A 16,844-nucleotide genomic window follows, 5' to 3' on the forward strand; every position below is an offset into this window, starting at 1 on the left:
ATTCGCTGTGCGGCTCAAGCCGCATCCGGAAGGACGGTTTCCGCCGGCAGCGCCCGCAGATTGTAGGCGCTGGCCATGCTGAAACCGTAGGCGCCGGCGTCGGCGATCAGCATCACGTCGTCCGGCGAAGTGGCGGCGGGCAGCTTGACCCGGTGGCCGAACACGTCGCTGGACTCGCAGATCGGCCCGACCACGTCGAAATCGCGCAGCGCGCCGTCGTCCAGCCGCGACAGGTTGTGGATGTCGTGCCAGGCGTCGTACAGCGCCGGGCGGATCAACGCGTTCATGCCTGCGTCCAGCCCGACCCGCAGCACCTCGTCCTTCTCCACCACCTGGGTGGCGCGCGCCAGCAGCACGCCGGCTTCGGCCACCAGGAAGCGGCCGGGCTCGATCGCCAGCTGGAAGGCCGGATGCACCGCCTTGATTTCGGCAAGCCCGGCTGCCCAGGTATCGAGGTCGAAGGGCTCGTCGTCGTCGGTGTAGGGAATCGGCAGGCCGCCGCCGATGTCCAGTACTTCCACGCTGCCGATGCGGCGGGCGAAGCCGGCCAGCTCGTCCACCACCTCCTGCCAATGCCCGATGGTTTCGATGCCGCTGCCCAGGTGCGCGTGCAGGCCGGTGATGCGCACGTCCAGCGCGCGCGCGGCATCGACGAATTCGTCCACCCGCTGCGCCGACAGTCCGAACTTGGCCTCCTTGCCGCCGGTGTTGACCTTCTCGTGGTGGCCGTCGCCGTGGCCGAGGTCGATCCGCAGCCACAGGGCGCGGCCGCGGAACACTTCCGGCCAGCGCTGCAGCAGCTCGACGTTGTCCACCGTCACCGTGACGCCACGCGCCAGCGCGGCTGCGTATTCGCCGATGGGGGCGAAGCTGGGGGTGAACAGCACGCGCTGCGGATCGAGGCCGGGCAGCGCTTCGAACACGCGTTCGATCTCGCCCAGCGATACGCATTCCAGGCCGAAGCCCTCGTCCGCCAGGGTGCGCAGGATGTCCGGGTGCGGGTTGGCCTTGATCGCGAAATAGCGCCGGTCCACCGCCGCGATCGCCTTCAGCTGGGCAGCGCGTGCGCGCACCGTGGGCAGGTGATAGGCATAGCGCGGCGTACCCGCCTGCGCCAGCCGCAGCAGGGCCTCGCGCTCGGCCGGGGCCTGCCACCACGGCGCCGGCCGCGGCCGGAACGTGCCTTCGATCTCGCGCCAGCGCGGGCCGAACACATCCGTTTCGTGCACCGGCATTGCGCCGGAGTCGATCAGCGCTTCGTGCAGCTTGGGCAGCATGCCGTCGGCGGCGGCTTCATCCACCACGAAGGTCAGGTTGAGGTCGTTGGACGACTGCGAGATCAGGTGCACGTTCTCGCGCCCGAACATCGCCCACACGTCCTGCAGCTTGTGCAGCAGCGAGCGCATGCCGCGCCCGACCAGGGTGATCGCCGCGCAGGGCGCGATCACCTTGACCCGGCAGACCAGCGCCAGGTCCGCCGACAGCCGCGCCAATACGTCGGTGGAAATCAGGTTTTCCGACGGGTCCAGCGACACCGTGACGTTGGTTTCGGCCGAACCGATCAGGTCCACCGACAGGCCGTGTTGCTTGAACAGCGCGAACACGTCGGCAAGGAAGCCGACCTGCTGCCACATGCCGATGCCTTCCATCGACACCAGCACGATGCCGTTGCGGCGGCTGATCGCCTTCACCCCCGGCACCGGCGCGGCGGTGTCATCGATGCTGGTGCCGGGCAGGTGCGGGCGCTCGGTGTCGAGGATGGCCATCGGCACGCAGGCGTTGCGACAGGGCCGCAGCGAACGCGGGTGCAGCACCTTGGCGCCGGTGGTGGCGATTTCCTGCGCTTCGTAATAGTCCAATCGCGTGAGCAGGCGTGCGTCCGGCACTTCGCGCGGGTTGGCGCTGAACATTCCGGGCACGTCGGTCCAGATCTCCACCCGGCGGGCGCCGAGCAGCGCGCCGAAATAGGCGGCCGAGGTGTCCGAGCCGCCGCGCCCGAGGATCGCGGTGCCGCCGTCCTGATGCCGCGCGACGAAGCCCTGGGTGATCAGCAGCCGGGTGGGCTGGGAGGCGAAATGCACCCGCCAATCGGCGCTGCCCTGCCAGCGGCAGTTCACCGACAGCCGCTGCGCCCAGGCGCTCTGGTTGGGCTGCGGCGGCAGCGCATCGAGCCAGTCACGCGCATCCATCCAGCCGATGTCCAGCCCCTGCGCGCGCAGGTAGGCAGCCCCGATCGTGGACGACAGCAGCTCGCCCTGCCCCAGCACTTCGGCCTGCCAGTCCAGCGTGCGCGTGGCTGCGCGCGGGTCGGCCAGCAGGCCGTGCAGCGCGGCCAGCCGCTCACCCAGCACCGTGTCGGCATCGAGATCGAGCCCGGCGACAAAATCTCGATGCCGCGCGTCGAGCTTGGCCACCCGCTCCGCGCTGTCGGCGGCGCCATCGGCGATCGCGGTCAGCTCGTTGGTGACGCCGGACAGCGCCGACACCACCACCAGCACCCGCGCATCGTTGTCACGGGCGCGTCCCGCCGCCAGTTTCCCGATGTTGTCCCAACGCGTGCGTTTCGAAACCGAGGTGCCCCCGAACTTGAGGACAAGCCAGCGATCATCGGGCGCGTGGGAGGAAATGGACATGGGTCCTGGGTCGAAATGAGGGAAAGATGCCGCTCGCGCGGGCCTGCGGCATTCTAGCGGCCTCTTCCGCCACCTTGACGCATCGCAACATGGCACGTCGCTATATGCAGCTGGACGTTTTCGCCGCCCGCCCCGGCCAGGGCAATCCACTGGGCGTGGTGCTGGACGCGCAGGACCTCGACACCGCGTCGATGCAGGCGCTGGCCGCCTGGCTGAACCTGTCGGAGACGGTGTTCTTCCTGCCGCCCGACGCCGGTGCCGACTACCGCATCCGCATCTTCACCCCCGGCAGCGAGCTGCCGTTCGCCGGTCATCCCAGCGTGGGCGCGGCGTGGGCGGCAGCGCAGCTGGACCTGGCGCAGCCGCGCGACGGTGCGCTGGTGCAGCAGTGCGGCGCCGGGCTGCTGCCGGTGCGGATCGAAGCGGAAGGCACGCGCCTGCTGCCGTCCGTGCGCAGCCCGCGTGCGCGCGAGCTGGCCCGCCACCAAGGAACGCTGCCGGCCGGGCTGGAGGCGCTGGCCGCGCCGGGCAGCACGGCCGCGCTGTGGGACAACGGCCCGCGCTGGTGGCTGCTGGAGGCCGCGTCGGCCGCCCAGCTGCGCAGCCTGCGCCCGGACTTCTCCGGGATCGCCGCATGGAGCAACGCCACTGCGTCCACCGGGGTGGCGGTGTTCGCCTTCGAGGATGGCGACGACCATCAGCTGGCAGTCCGTGCGTTCTGCCCCGGCGATGCGGTGAACGTGCCGGAAGATCCGGTGACCGGCAGCGCCAACGCGGCCATCGGCGCCTGCCTGCACCGGCAGGGCCGGCTGCCCGGTGGCGGCCACGCCTACGTCGCCAGCCAGGGCCGCGAACTGGGCCGCGATGGCCGCGTGGCGGTGCGCGTGGATACCGACGGCGAAGTCTGGATCGGCGGCCGGGTGCAGCAGGTGATCGCCGGCACGCTGGACTGGTAACCTGCGCGGCCCCTCAGGCACCCCACCGCCATGCCGCGTCGCTACGTGCAACTCGATGTGTTCGCTTCCCGTCCCGGCGACGGCAACCCACTGGCCGTGGTGCTGGAGGCGCAGGGACTGGACGACGCCACCATGCAGGCGATCGCGCGCTGGACGCGGCTGCCGGAAACCACCTTCGTGTTCCCGCCCACCACGCCGGACGCAACCCACGCCATCCGCATGTTCAGCCCGCGCCGGGAGGTGCCATTCGCCGGCCACCCCAGCGTCGGCACCGCCTATGCGCTGCTGGACGCGGGGCTGGTGGCACCGCGCGACGGACTGCTGGTGCAGCAAGGCATCGCCGGCAACCTGCCGCTGCGCGTGCATGGCGAGGGCGCCGCACGCACGGTGGCGGTGCGCACGCCGCGCGCACGCGTGCAGGAAATCGCCGCGGCCGACGACACCCGCCTGGCCGCCGCGCTGGCCGGCCTGCAGCTGGGCGCGCTGCCGCCGGTGCTGATGGACGGCGGTCGCCGCTGGTGGCTGGTGGAACTGGCCAGCGAAGCGCACCTGCGCAGCGCCGAACCCGATTGGGACGCCATCGCCGCGCTGGCCGAGGCCAGCGACAGCATGGGCCTGTTCGTCTATGCGCGCAGCGATGATCCGGTCTACTACTACGCCGTGCGCGCCTTCGTCGGCGCACCGGCGCGCTTCGAGGACGCCGCCTCCGGCGCCGCCAACGCAACCCTGGCCGCGTGGCTGGCCGAACGCGACGCCCTGCCCGGCGGCAACGGCTTCTACCGCGTCAGCCAGGGCCGCGAAGTGGGCCATGACGCCATCATCGAACTCACCGTCGATGCCGACGGCGAAGTCTGGTCCGGCGGCCGCGCGGCGATGGTGGTGACGGGCGTACTGGAGTGGCCGGAGGCCTGATCTTCCGGCGGGTGGCCGCTGCGGCGCGGCGGTCGTCCTGCCGGGGCGTGTGAGATTTTCCGCGCTGGCGCGAATCATGGAATCGAGAGGCGCGAAGGCCGCGCCGGGGTTTCCATGACTACACTCACCTCCATTGCCGCCATGACCACGCCCGACGCCCGCGCCGCCTTCGGCACGCTGTTGCAGCAACACGCCGGGATCGTGTTCAAGATCGCCGGCAGCTATGCGCGCGGCGCCGAGGACCGCGCCGACCTTGCGCAGGAAATCGCCGCGCAGCTATGGCACGCCTGGCCCAGGTACGACCCGGCCCGCAGCGTCAGCACCTGGATGTACCGGATCGCGCTGAACGTGGCGATCGGCCATCTGCGCCAGCAGGAACTGCGGCGCCGGCACGACGCCGTGCCGCTGGACGATGCCCTGCACGACGTGGCGGATGCGAATGCCGCCGACCCGGAACAGGCACAGCACCTGCGCCTGCTGCAGGGTTTCATCGCCCGCCAGCCGCCGCTGGACCGCGCCCTGCTGCTGCTCTACCTCGACGACCGGCCGCAGCGCGAGATCGCGGAGATCCTCGGCATCAGCGAAAGCAATGTCTCCACCAAGATCGGGCGGCTGAAACAGCGCATCCGCGACGCTTTCTGAGCAACGACCATGCACACGACGATGGACACCGCCATGGAACTCGACGACTTCAAATCCGCCTGGCAGGCGCTGGACGCACGACTGGCCCGCCATGACCGCCTGCAGCTGGAACTGCTGCGCGAACACCGGCTGCACCAGGCCCGCCGCAATCTGCGCCCGCTGCATATCGGCCTGTTGTTCCAGGCGCTGCTCGGGATCGGGCTGGTGCTGCTGGGCGTGGCCTGCTGGAAGCGCAACCTCGACATCCCCGGACTGCTGGCGGCGGGCATCACCCTGCACGCCTTCGGCGTCCTCAACATCGCCTTTGCCGGAATCCTCACCGGGCTGGCCGCGGGCATCGATCTCGCCGCGCCCGTCCTCGCCATCCAGAAGCGCCTGCGCCTGCTGCTGCGGCTGCAGATGCTGAACTCGAACCTGTGCGGCGCGCCGTGGTGGATCCTGTGGGTGGTGGTGGTGATCGGCTTCGCCGGTTTGGCGCCGACACCGCCCGCCGCGACCACCCCGGCCTGGATCTGGATCAGCCTGGGCCTGGGCGTGGTCGGCACGCTGGCGACCTGGGCGTGGGCCGCGCGCGCGGCGGGCAAGCCCGACAGCCTGCATGCCCGCATCGACGACGGCACCGGCGGCATCCGCCGCAGCCTGCACCTGCTCGACGACCTCGAGAATTTCGAGCGCGACTGAGTCCGCACTGACGCAACATCGTCCGAAAAAAGAAGCCGGCCGCAATCGCGGCCGGTTTCGTTCGTCATCCACGCGGCAACCGCCGCAGCGGCCCCGGAATCAGGGCGCCTTGACCGGCACCAGCCGCAGGTCCTGGAAGTCGAAGCTGAAGTCGGTCAGCGGCGAGATCGGCTCCATCCGCAGCTCGCGGATGTTGCCGTCGGGATCCAGCGCGAAATTGACGAAGGCATCGGCGTTCAGGCCGCGGTCGCGCCAGCGCACGATGAAGCTGTCGTGCTGCCAGTGCTCGATGTCACCCAGCAATTCTGCGGTCTTGCTGAACTGCATCTCCAGCCCGTTCTTGCCTTGGCGCACAAGCACGTCCCCGTACCACGGGTCGCGGTAAGTGCCGGCATACTTCGCCAGCGGCAGCGAAGGTTTGCTGTTGGCATCGCGCGCGGCGACGTGCTTCTGCCAGTCCTCGTCGGCGTTGCCCTGGGCCTTGGCGAACGCGGCGGCATAGCCCTTCAGCCAGTCGTTGCCGGTCTTGCCCAGCATCATGTCCATGGCTTCGTAGGTGATCGCGTTGAAGGCCACGCCGACCTCGGCGCTGGTCAGCACGATCACGCCGAGCTTCCGCTCGGGCACCAGGGTCAGCCGCGACACCTGCCCCGGCCAGCCGCCGGTGTGCCAGACCAGCCTGTGGCCGGCGTAGTCGGACAGCTGCCAGCCCTGCCCGTAGCCGACGAAATTGGCCGCCGCCGGCATCAGCTCGGGGATCGACGACTTGCCGGACGGAATCGGCGTCAGCACCGTCCACATCTCGCGCTGGCGCGCTTCGGAAAACAGCCGCCTGGCCTTGTCGCCTTCGCCTGAAATGATCCCGCCGGCCAGCTGCACGTTCATCCACTTGGCGATGTCGTGCACGCTGGAATAGATGCCGCCGGCGCCTGAGACATTGCGCCAGCTGGTCACGCCGACCGGGCGCAGGTCCTTGAAGTCGAACTTGGCGTTACCCACCGCCACGTTGTCGCCGGGCTTGAGGCCGTCGCTGTTGAAGCGCGTCTCCTTCATGCCCAGCGGGTCGAAGATGCGGGTTTCCAGGAACTTCTGGAACGACATGCCGGAGGCTGCTTCCACCACCAGCCCGGCGACGCCGAACAGGATGTTGTCGTAGGCGTACTGCTCGCGGAAGCCGCCCGTCAGCGGCACGTCCTTCAGCCGCTCCGCCACCTCGCGGGTGGTGTAGGTGGTGGTGGGCCAGTACAGCAGGTCGCCCGCGCCCAGGCTGAGGCCACTGCGGTGCGCCAGCAGGTCGCGGATGCGCATCTCGCGGGTCACGTAGGCATCGCTCATGCGGAACCACGGCAGGTGGTCGATGACCCGGTCGGTGGTCTTCAGCTTGCCCTCGTCCTGCAACATGTTCAGCGCCGCGGCGGTGAACGCCTTGGTGTTGGAGGCGATGGCGAACATGGTGTGCTCGTCCACGCTGGCGGGTTTGCCCAATTCGCGTACGCCGTAGCCGCGCGCCATCACCACCTGGCCGTCCTTGACGATGGCCACCGCCACGCCGGGCACGTCGAACTGCTTCTGCACCGCTTCGACGTAGGCATCGAAGCGGGCCAGCCGCGCCGCATCCGGCAGCGGCGCAGCCAGCGGCGCGCGGGTGTCGTCGATCAGGAACGGCCGCGATACCGTGCGCTCGGCCTGCTGCGCCGACACCGGCGCGGCGGTGGCAAGGGTCAGGGCCAGGGCGACGGCCAGCGGGGCGATGCGCATGACGGGGCTTCCTCGAGGATAGAAAGCGCCGAGTATGCCGGCGCGGATGATCCGGCGCGATGCGCCATCGGTCATGCGCGCTATGCTGCGGCGATGGACATGTTCGATGACGGCGTCGCTGCGATCGACGGCATCCGGGTCGGCATCGGCGGCTGGACCTTCGCGCCGTGGCGGGCCAATTTCTACCCGCAGGGGCTGGTCCAGCGGCGCGAGCTGGAGTACGCCAGTCGCCAGCTCAGCTGCATCGAGATCAACGGCACCTACTACGGCACCCAGAAGCCCGCGACCTATGCGAAGTGGCGCGATGAAACGCCGCCTGGCTTCATGTTCTCCGCCAAGGCGCCGAAGCGGATCATGCAGGCGCGCGCGTTGGAGAAGACCGGGCCGCAGATCGAGGATTTCGTCGCCGGCATCGCCGAACTGGGCGCCAAGCTGGGCCCGCTGGTGTGGCAGTTCGATGCCGGCACCCGGCTGGAGGCCGGGGCGTTCGAAGCGTTCTGCGCGCTGTTGCCGAACAGCGTCGGCAACCGTCGCCTGCGGCACGTGCTGGACGTGCGCGATCCGGGCTTCGTCGATGCCGGGCTGGTGGCGCTGGCGCGCAGGCACGGATTCGCCACCGTGTTCACCGATTCGCCCGAACACCCCTCGTTCGCGGACCTGTCCGCCGACTTCGTCTATGCCCGCCTGATGCGCTCGCAAAGCGCCATCGCCAGCGGCTACAGCCCGCAGGCGCTGGCGCAATGGCTGCAGCGCGCGCGCCTGTGGGCGGCAGGTGGCGAGCCCACGGACCTGCCGCGGCTGTCGGCCGACCCGCCGCCGCCCGCGAGTGCGCGCGACGTCTTCATCCTGTTCATCAGCGCCGCCAAGGAGCGCAACCCGGCGGCCGCGATGGCCATGATCGGACTGCTGGGCGGCCGACGCGGGTAAGCGCAGGCGGGTCGTTGCCCGCGATAATGCGCGGATGCGAAACCCCGACACCACCCGCGCCCTCTGGCAGATCCACTTCTGCGTGCTGCTGTGGGGCTTCACCGCCATCCTCGGAAAACTCATCACGCTGCCGGCGCTGCCACTGGTGTGGTGGCGGATGCTGATCGTGGTGGCGGCACTGGCGCTGCTGCCCAAGGTCTGGCGCGGACTGCGCGCGATGCCGGCGCGCAGCCGCTGGGCCTATGCCGGGATCGGCGCACTGGTGGCGCTGCACTGGCTGACCTTCTACGGCGCGATCAAGCTGGCCAACGCCTCGGTGGCCGCCACCTGCATCGCCTTTGCCACCCCGATGACCGCGCTGATCGAGCCGCTGCTTACCCGGCAGAAGTTCCAGCCGCGCGACCTGCTGTTGGGGTTGGCCTCGCTGCCGGGGATCTGGCTGGTGGTCGGCGGCGTGCCCGCCGGCATGCATGCCGGGATCGTGGCCGGCGTGGCCTCGGCCGCGCTGGTGGCGCTGTTCGGCACCCTCAACAAGCGCATGGTCGACGGCGGCGATCCGCTCACCGTCACCGCGCTGGAACTGGGCGCCGGCACCCTGATGCTGACCCTGCTGGCGCCGTTGATGCCGCTGCTGGTGCCCGCCTTCTCCGGCCCGCTGCTGGTGCTGCCCTCCACCACCGACACGCTGTGGCTGGTGCTGCTGGCGCTGGCCTGCACGCTGCTGCCGTTCGCGCTTTGCCTGGTGGCGCTGCGCCACCTGTCCGCCTTCACCGCGCAGCTGTCGGTGAACCTGGAGCCGGTCTACGCCATCGTGCTGGCGGCGGTGCTGTTCAATGAACAGCAGGAGCTGTCGCCGCGCTTCTACCTCGGCGTCGCCATCATCCTCGGCGTGGTGTTCGCGCAGGGCCTGCTGGCCGGCCGTCGCCAGCCGGCGCATGTCGAACAGGTCGGCGTGAGCGAATCCCACCACCTCGCCGACTGACACCGCATCCCAACGCATCGCCACGGAGCACCAACCATGCAGGCAACCCAGGCCATCGATTTCGAACTGGACCGCGACTACATCGAGCTGAACCAGCTGCTGAAGCTCGCCGGCCTGTGCGATTCCGGCGGCGCCGGCAAGCAGCTGGTGGCCAGCGGCGCGGTGCGGGTGGACGGCCTGCCGGAACAGCGCAAGACCGCCAAGATCCGCGCCGGCCAGACCGTGCAGCTGGGCGACGTGCTGATCCACCTGCGCGACATCAGCTGACCCCGCAAACACGAACACGCCGGGCACGGCCGCCTCGTTTACCCTTGCCACTGGCAATCGCGGACGACTGGCTATGACCCTGTTGGCACTGGTGATCCTCGCGGCGCTCGCGGTCTGGGCGATGCTGGCCTACAACCGGCTGGTGCGGCTGCGCAACCAGCACCGCACCGCCTGGGCCGATATCGACGTGCAGCTGCAGCGCCGACACGATCTCGTGCCGCAGCTGGTGACCGTGGCGCAGGCCTATGCCGCGCACGAGCGCGCCACGCTGGAGGCGGTCACCGAACTCCGCGCGCAGGCGCAGGCGGCGCACGGCGCGGCCCGGCAAGGCCAGGCCGAAGCGGCGCTGGAACAGGCGCTGGGCCGGCTGATCGCGCTGCGCGAGGCCTATCCCGACCTGAAGGCGAACCAGAACTTCGCCCAGCTCTCGTCCGCGCTGGTGGAGGTCGAGGAACACCTGCAGTACGCGCGCCGCTTCTACAACGGCGCGGTGCGCGACTACAACGACGCCACCCAGCGCTTCCCCGCGCTGCTGCTGGCGCGTGGCTTCGGTTTCGCCGCGGCGGAATTCTTCCAGGCCGAAAGCGACAGCCGCGCCGCGCCGAAGCTGGAGCTGGCGTCGTGATCCGCGCGCTGCTGCTGGCCACGTTCGCCCTGCTGTCGGCGCTGCCGCTGCAGGCGCGGGCACAGGAACGCATCCTGTCCTACGACAGCACGGTGGCGGTGAACGCCGACGGCAGCATGGACGTGGAGGAACGCATCCGCGTGCGCGCCGAGGGCGAGGCGATCCGCCGCGGCATCTACCGCGACTTCCCCACCCGCTATCGCGACCGCCACGGCAACCGCGTGGTCGTCGACTTCACGGTAAAGGACGTGCTGCGCGACGGCCGGCCGGAGCCGTGGTTCACCGAAAGGCAATCCAACGGCGTGCGCCTGAATACCGGCAACGACGACTTCCTGCCGGTGCCGGCGGAATACACCTACACCCTGCGCTACCGGACCAGCCGCCAGCTGGGCTTCTTCGCCGACCACGACGAGCTGTACTGGAACGCGATCGGCACCGGCTGGGCCTTCCCCATCGAGGCCGGCAGCGTGGACGTGCGCCTGCCGCGCACCGTCGCCAGCGGCGAGCTGCGGGCCGAGTGCTACACCGGCGCGCAGGGCGCGCAAGGTCAGGCCTGCATCGGCAGTGCGACGGCAGCCGGCGAAGCGCATTGGAAGCTCACCGGGCCGCTGGCACCGCAGGAAGGCCTGACCATCGCGCTGTCCTTTCCCAAGGGCGTGGTAGTTGCGCCCACCGCGGGGCAGAGGACGTGGTGGCTGCTCAAGGACAACCGCGGCGTGCTGGTGGCGCTGGCCGCGCTGCTGGCCATGCTGGCCTACATGCTGCGCCGCTGGCGGCAGGTCGGGCGCGACCCCGCGCCGGGGATCGTGATTGCCCGCTACCAGCCGCCGGCCGGCTATTCGCCTGCGGCGCTGCGCTTCATCCGCCGGATGAACAGCGACACCCGTTGCATCACCGCCGACCTGCTGGCGCTGGCGGTGGCCGGCCACCTGCGCATCGAGCGCGAGAAAGGGCTGTTGAAGGACGACTGGACCCTGCATCGTCTGCCCGGCGGCGACGTGGCGGCGCTGGCGGAATCGCCGCGGGCGCTGCTGGCCGGGCTGTTCCGCGACGGCGACACGCTGGAACTCAAGAACAGCAACCACGCCCTGCTGCAGGCGGCCATCGCCGCGCAGAGCAAGGCCATGGAAAAGGCCTATGCCGGGCGCATGTTCCAGCGCAATTACGGCAGCATGGGCATCGCCTTCGCGATCGGCGCGGCCGGACTGGCGCTGGCCGCAGTGCTGTCGGGCGGCGCCGGCATCCTGTTGATCGCGATCATCGGCGCGCTGATGCTGGCGGCGGTGATCACCTTCGCTTTCCTGGTGCCGGCGCCGACCGCGGAAGGGCGCAAGCTGCTGGACGAAATCGAAGGATTGAAGCTGTATCTCGGCGTGGCCGAACGCGACGAACTGGCGCGGCTGCCGGGCCCGGACGCGCCGCCTCCGCTGGACGCGCAGCGTTACCAGTTCCTGCTGCCCTACGCGCTGGCGCTGGACGTGGAAGCCGCATGGACGGAGAAATTCACCGTCGCAGTGGGCGCTGCGGCCGCGGAAGCGGCGACCGCCAACATCGGCTGGTACCGGGGTGGCAACCTGACCAGCTTGAACCAGCTCACCAGCAGCCTTGGCAGCAGCCTCGGTTCGCAGATCGCCTCCGCGTCGTCGCCGCCCGGCAGCTCGTCCGGTAGTGGTGGTGGTGGTTTCTCCGGCGGCGGCGGCGGTGGCGGCGGCGGCGGCGGACGCTGACGCCCGGCAAACCGGCCGCGCGGCGATCGGTCGCGGCCGCAGCGGGATTTACGGATGGGCCACGCTGGTGTCGTCGCCGGCGGCGTGTTCGGCGGCGTCGGGCGCAGCGGTGCCGGTGTCGCCGCCCGCCGCGACATCCGCGGGCGCCGGTTCCGCAGGCATCGCCAGCACCGCGCCGTCCAGTTCCGCCATCGGGCTTTCGATCGGGCACTGCGGGTCGGGGAAACCGTAGCGCGTGCGCAGGGTCAGGCCACAGGCGTTGATGTCGGCCACGTCCTGGTGGGCCGCATCGGCCGGCTGCACGCACTGCGCCTCGTAGGCGCGGCGGAAGCTGTCGCGGCGGCGCAGGAACTCGGTGCCGCAGCGGCGCGCCAGGCGGATGCGGTCGAGGTCGTCCTCCACCGCGTTGGAGCCGGCCAGGCCGAAATCCTCCAGCTCCTGGTCGGTGAGGATGCGCAGGGTGCGGTTGGGCACCGTGGTCATCAGGTCGTAGACCTCGGCGGAAGCGCCGTTGCGCTCCAGGTAGTTGCGCAGGTCGTCGCTGATCCTGCGCAGCTCTTCGCCCAGCTCCTTGCGCGAGGTGGCGGTGGAACGCAACCGGATCATCCGGTGGATGCCCACCGACCCGACGATCACGCGCATGTCGCCGGCCGCCAGCAGGAGCACGCAGGCACTGTGGCAGACCGAATCGCCGCGCACCCAGATGGCCCAGTCGTTCTCGCCGATGGCGTCGCCGGCGCGCATGGCCGACTCCACGCTGCCGCCGCCGGAATCGATATCGAGGATGCGCTTGCCGATGCCCAGATCGCCCGCCACCTTGCCGGCGCGCTCGGCCAGCGCGGCGAAACTGGCGGTCACCCGGCCCTTGTAGCGCAATCGCATCAGGCCGGTGGCGCGGCAGTCCTGCATGGCCGCACGCAGGTCGACATAGGCCAGCGACAGCACCGGCCGGCCGTCGCCCTGGCGATAGTCGGCGCCGCAGTCCACCCACGCATCGCCTGCTTCCAGCCGCTCCGGCGACCAGTCGATCTCCGCCTGCGGCTTGCGCTGCACGGCCGGCGCCGGCGCCTCCAGCGCATCGGTGCTGGCGCTGGTCTGGACATCGGGGGCGCCACTGCAGGCGGCCAACAGCAGGCAGGCCGCGAACGGGATCCAGCGGAGGCTCATCGAACGCATCGCGTGGTGGTCGGGGCCGTCCAGTCTAGTGCTGATGGCCGCGCTGCCGCCGAACCGGCGATGAATCGGCGCCACTGTCCGCCCCGGCCCGCGCTTGCCGTTGGCCACGGGGGACCCCCCGGAGCCGCGGCATGAGCGCCTCGACCTTCCTCAATGAACTCAAGCGCCGCCAGATCTATCGCGGCGGGGTGATGTACGTGGTCGCCGGCTGGGTGATCGTGCAGGTGGCCAGCACCGTGTTCCCGGTCTTCGACATCCCGGGCTGGACGATCCGGCTGGTGGTGGTGGCGATCATGCTGGGCTTCCCGCTGGCGCTGGTCGGGCTGTGGATGTTCGAGAGCCACGCTGCCCGCAGCGCGCCGACCCAGGCGGCTCCGGCGGAGCGCCGCCGCGGCAGCGACCGCGACGGTGCGGCGCTGGCCAAGCTGGTCGAGAGCGAGCGCGCCGAGCGGCAACGCGCCAACGAGGAACTGCTGGCCGCGCTCGGGCGGATGCAGGGCGCCCCGCCGTCCTCGCACGCCTTGCCGGCGCGATCCGCGGCCGACACTCCGCCGCCGCGCCGTTCGCGCATCGGCAGCGTGCTGCTGGCGGTGTTCGTGAGCGTGCTCGCCGCCTGGGGCATCTGGATCCTGGTTGCGCCGTCCGGCGCGGTGCCGCAGGTCGACGATGCCGGCAAGCTCACCCAGCAATACGTGCTGCCGGCCTACCGGCAGATCGAACAGCTCGGCGCCGCGCTGCTGGCGCCGCTGCTGCGCAAGCTCGGCCTCGGGATACCGCCGGAACGCGCGTTCAGCGCGCTGATGCTGCTGCTCGCCCTGCTGGTCCTGCGCCACCTGTACCGCTCGATGGCGCACGCGCGGCGCCAGCAATCCCGCTGAGCAACCGGCGCGGCGATGTCCGGTGACTGCCCGGACGCCAACGCCGCACGCCCCGGACAGAGCCGCTGCCGGTCAACGCGCCATGCAGGCCTTCCAGCGCGCGTCCACCCGCCCGGCAAACCAGGCGGTGGTCAGCGCACGGGTGATCTTGGGGCTCCGCAGCGCGATGTCCGGCACCCGCGCGCGCGGCACCGGCCGGCCTGCGCCGGCGTGGTCGGCGATCGCGAACACGCTGCGATACAGCGCCGTGTCGGTGAACCCGGCGGTGCGGCCCTTGGCGAGGTCTGCGCGGATGCCGGCGGCGTCCATCGCCAGCCGTGCGTCGATGCTGCGCAAAGCCGCCTCGGTCGCACCCGGCCTGTCCATCGGCGCACCCGGCACCAGCAGGTCGCCATCGCCCACCAGCCTGACCCCGCTGGCGATCGCCGCCGCCTGCTGGAAAGCGGCGTTGCGGCTGGCGTACCAGCCGGCGTTGAAATCGGCGAAGCGATACAGCGGCCGCGGGTAATCGGCCGGATAGCCCAACAGATGCTTGATGCCGAAATACAAGCCGCCGCGGCGGTCGAACACCTCGCGCCGGATCGAACCGTCGGGGGTGTACGGATAGCCACGTGCGTGGCGTTCGGCAAAATCCACCCGCACCTGCATCGGCCCGCCGGTGCGCACCGGGTTCAGCCCGGCCAGCAGGCGGCCGCTGCCCAGCGGCAGGCGCGCGATCATCGCTTCGTACAGCTCGCTCATCTCGCGTTCGCTGCGCAGCGCCTGCAGCTGCTGCGCGTAGCTGCGGCCATCCGGCCCGCGCAGGGCCAGCGCCGCATCCACCACGAAGCCCGGCACATGCTTTTCCGCCGCCCGCCGCCGGATCTCCGCGATCGCGATGCCGCCCAGCCCCGGCACCGGCGGATCGGCGCGATAGCCCGACTCCTGTTCCACCACCGCCAGCACCGCGCACAGGTTCGACGAGGACGGTTCGATCCGCTGGGTCGAAAACGCGGTCTGGATGTCGCGCGCCCAGCCTTCGCGGTCGTGCAGGGTGGCAGGCAGCTTGCGCAGCAGCTCGGCGTGCACCTGTTCGGGGCTGCGCTGCGACCGGCATGCGGAAAGGCCGGCGATGGCCATGCACAGCGCGGTGGCGGCAAGCCATCCGGAAGATCGAAGCATCAGCGTCATGCGGCGCGGCCGGGGAAGTCCGGCGCAGGCTAGCAAACCGGGCTGAACGGCATCCGCTGGCCCGGCAGCCGGGCCAGCCAGCGAATGCGGGCCAGCGGCCTGCACCAGCGATAATGGGCGATGACCACGCCCATCACTTTCGCCGACCTCGCCCTTGCGCCCTCGCTGCGCGCCGGTCTGGACGCGCTCGACTACAGCATCCTCACGCCCGTCCAGGCGCAGGCGCTGCCCGCCATCCTGGAAGGCCGCGACCTGATCGCGCAGGCGCCCACCGGCAGCGGCAAGACCGCCGCGTTCGGGCTGGGCCTGCTGCAGGCCATCGACGCCAGCGCCGTGCGCACGCAGGCGCTGGTGCTCTGCCCCACCCGCGAACTGGCCGACCAGGTGGGCAAGCAGCTGCGCAAGCTGGCCACCGGCATCGCCAACCTCAAGCTGTCGGTGCTGTGCGGCGGCATTCCGCTGGGCCCGCAGCTGGCCTCGCTGACGCATGCCCCGCACGTGGTGGTGGGCACGCCCGGACGGGTGCTGGAACTGGTGCAGCAGGGCGCGCTGGACCTGCGCGGCGTGCGCATGCTGGTGCTGGACGAGGCCGACCGCATGCTGGACATGGGCTTCGACGAGCCGATCCGCGCGCTGGTCAAGCGCACCCCGAAGGACCGCCAGGCGCTGCTGTTCTCGGCCACCTTCCCCGACGCCATCCGCGCGCTGGCAACGGCCATGCTGCGCGACCCGCTGCAGGTCAGCGTCGACGGAGGCGCCCAGCCTGCGACCATCGAGGCGCATTTCTTCGAGGCCGAACCGGCCCGCCGCGCGCCGCAGCTGGCCGCGCTGCTGCTGCAGTTCAACCCGGAATCCACCGTGGTGTTCTGCAACATGCGCAAAGACACAGAGGAAGTGGTGGGCTCGCTGGCGCACTACGGCTTCACCGCACTGGCGCTGCACGGCGACATGGAGCAACGCGACCGCGAGGAAGTGCTGGTGCGCTTTTCCAATCGCAGCTGCAACGTGCTGGTGGCCAGCGACGTGGCCGCGCGTGGGCTGGACATCGACGACATCGGCGCGGTGGTGAATTACGAACTGCCCACGGATGCGGACACCTACCTGCACCGCATCGGCCGCACCGGCCGCGCCGGCCGCGACGGGCTGGCGTTGAGCCTGGTCGCGTCGGGCGAACGCAACCGCGCCGCGCTGATCGAGGAACGCCAGGGCAACCCGATCCGCTTCGAATCCATCGCCCCGCTGGAGGGCAAGCCGCGCGGCGTGCCGCAGGCGACCATGGCAACGCTGCGCATCGACGCCGGCCGCACCGACAAGCTGCGCCCCGGCGACATCGTCGGCGCGCTGACCGGCGATGCCGGGCTGCCGAAGGAAGCGATCGGCAAGATCGACGTGTACGCCACCCGCAGCTACGTGGCCATCGCCCGCGGCCAGGCCGACCGCGCGCTGGAGCGCCTGCGTGCGGGAAAGATCAAGGGCCGGCGCTTCCGCATCCACCGGCTGTAGGCCAGGC

General features: G+C 70.7%; 15 protein-coding genes. 11 read left to right on the forward strand and 4 right to left on the reverse strand.

Translation table 11 applies throughout. From position 1 onward, the window contains the following. Positions 1 to 14 precede the first annotated feature (14 nt). A complete protein-coding gene (locus E5S66_RS09070; protein ID WP_138348921.1) occupies positions 15 to 2,633 on the reverse strand; it encodes a bifunctional aspartate kinase/diaminopimelate decarboxylase in 2,619 nt (872 codons plus the stop codon). Between the two features lie 89 nt (positions 2,634 to 2,722). Between E5S66_RS09070 and E5S66_RS09075 the strand changes: the two genes are divergently transcribed. The 4 genes from E5S66_RS09075 (at position 2,723) to E5S66_RS09090 (ending at position 5,824) form a co-directional block, all read left to right on the forward strand. Next, positions 2,723 to 3,589, forward strand: a complete 867-nt coding sequence (locus E5S66_RS09075) for a PhzF family phenazine biosynthesis protein (RefSeq protein ID WP_138348922.1) — start codon at positions 2,723 to 2,725, stop codon at positions 3,587 to 3,589. 30 nt (positions 3,590 to 3,619) lie between these two features. Beyond that, complete coding sequence (locus E5S66_RS09080; protein ID WP_138348923.1) at positions 3,620 to 4,501, forward strand: PhzF family phenazine biosynthesis protein; 882 nt, start codon at positions 3,620 to 3,622, stop codon at positions 4,499 to 4,501. Positions 4,502 to 4,615: 114 nt separating this feature from the next. Then, complete coding sequence (locus E5S66_RS09085) at positions 4,616 to 5,143, forward strand: RNA polymerase sigma factor (protein ID WP_138348924.1); 528 nt, start codon at positions 4,616 to 4,618, stop codon at positions 5,141 to 5,143. 21 nt (positions 5,144 to 5,164) lie between these two features. Further along, positions 5,165 to 5,824, forward strand: coding sequence for a hypothetical protein (locus E5S66_RS09090; protein WP_138348925.1), 660 nt, complete (start codon positions 5,165 to 5,167; stop codon positions 5,822 to 5,824). Positions 5,825 to 5,923: 99 nt separating this feature from the next. On the opposite strand, the gene E5S66_RS09095 is transcribed toward E5S66_RS09090, so the two are convergent. After that, entirely contained in the window at positions 5,924 to 7,582 is a 1,659-nt protein-coding gene (locus E5S66_RS09095) for a serine hydrolase (RefSeq protein ID WP_138348926.1), read from the reverse strand. A 93-nt stretch (positions 7,583 to 7,675) separates the two neighbouring features. Here E5S66_RS09095 and E5S66_RS09100 point away from each other — a divergent pair, with 93 nt between their 5' ends. The 5 genes from E5S66_RS09100 (at position 7,676) to E5S66_RS09120 (ending at position 12,110) form a co-directional block, all read left to right on the forward strand. Beyond that, a complete protein-coding gene (locus E5S66_RS09100) occupies positions 7,676 to 8,509 on the forward strand; it encodes a DUF72 domain-containing protein (RefSeq protein WP_138348927.1) in 834 nt (277 codons plus the stop codon). A gap of 34 nt (positions 8,510 to 8,543) precedes the next feature. Further along, positions 8,544 to 9,491 carry a DMT family transporter gene (locus E5S66_RS09105; protein ID WP_138348928.1) on the forward strand — a complete coding sequence of 316 codons (948 nt, stop codon included), beginning with the start codon at positions 8,544 to 8,546 and terminating at the stop codon, positions 9,489 to 9,491. A 36-nt stretch (positions 9,492 to 9,527) separates the two neighbouring features. Beyond that, entirely contained in the window at positions 9,528 to 9,758 is a 231-nt protein-coding gene (locus E5S66_RS09110) for an RNA-binding S4 domain-containing protein (protein ID WP_028839626.1), read from the forward strand. A 73-nt stretch (positions 9,759 to 9,831) separates the two neighbouring features. Then, complete coding sequence (locus tag E5S66_RS09115; protein ID WP_138348929.1) at positions 9,832 to 10,383, forward strand: LemA family protein; 552 nt, start codon at positions 9,832 to 9,834, stop codon at positions 10,381 to 10,383. Beyond that, positions 10,380 to 12,110 (forward strand): DUF2207 domain-containing protein, encoded by a 1,731-nt coding sequence (locus tag E5S66_RS09120; protein WP_138348930.1) that lies wholly within the window; start codon positions 10,380 to 10,382, stop codon positions 12,108 to 12,110. The genes E5S66_RS09115 and E5S66_RS09120 overlap by 4 nt, the downstream gene beginning before the upstream one ends. 48 nt (positions 12,111 to 12,158) lie before the next feature. On the opposite strand, the gene E5S66_RS09125 is transcribed toward E5S66_RS09120, so the two are convergent. Beyond that, entirely contained in the window at positions 12,159 to 13,277 is a 1,119-nt protein-coding gene (locus tag E5S66_RS09125) for a hypothetical protein (protein WP_138348931.1), read from the reverse strand. 140 nt (positions 13,278 to 13,417) lie between these two features. Here E5S66_RS09125 and E5S66_RS09130 point away from each other — a divergent pair, with 140 nt between their 5' ends. Further along, positions 13,418 to 14,164: a hypothetical protein gene (locus E5S66_RS09130; protein WP_138348932.1), complete on the forward strand. Its 747-nt coding sequence runs from the start codon at positions 13,418 to 13,420 to the stop codon at positions 14,162 to 14,164. 72 nt (positions 14,165 to 14,236) lie between these two features. Here the strand turns inward: E5S66_RS09130 and E5S66_RS09135 are convergent, their stop codons facing one another. Next, a complete protein-coding gene (locus tag E5S66_RS09135) occupies positions 14,237 to 15,334 on the reverse strand; it encodes a DUF1615 domain-containing protein (RefSeq protein WP_425472197.1) in 1,098 nt (365 codons plus the stop codon). A gap of 120 nt (positions 15,335 to 15,454) precedes the next feature. Between E5S66_RS09135 and dbpA the strand changes: the two genes are divergently transcribed. Next, positions 15,455 to 16,837, forward strand: a complete 1,383-nt coding sequence (gene dbpA, locus E5S66_RS09140; RefSeq protein WP_138348934.1) for an ATP-dependent RNA helicase DbpA — start codon at positions 15,455 to 15,457, stop codon at positions 16,835 to 16,837. Positions 16,838 to 16,844: the final 7 nt, after the last annotated feature.

This window comes from Thermomonas fusca, assembly GCF_005862345.1.
Taxonomy (GTDB): Bacteria; Pseudomonadota; Gammaproteobacteria; order Xanthomonadales; family Xanthomonadaceae; genus Thermomonas; species Thermomonas fusca.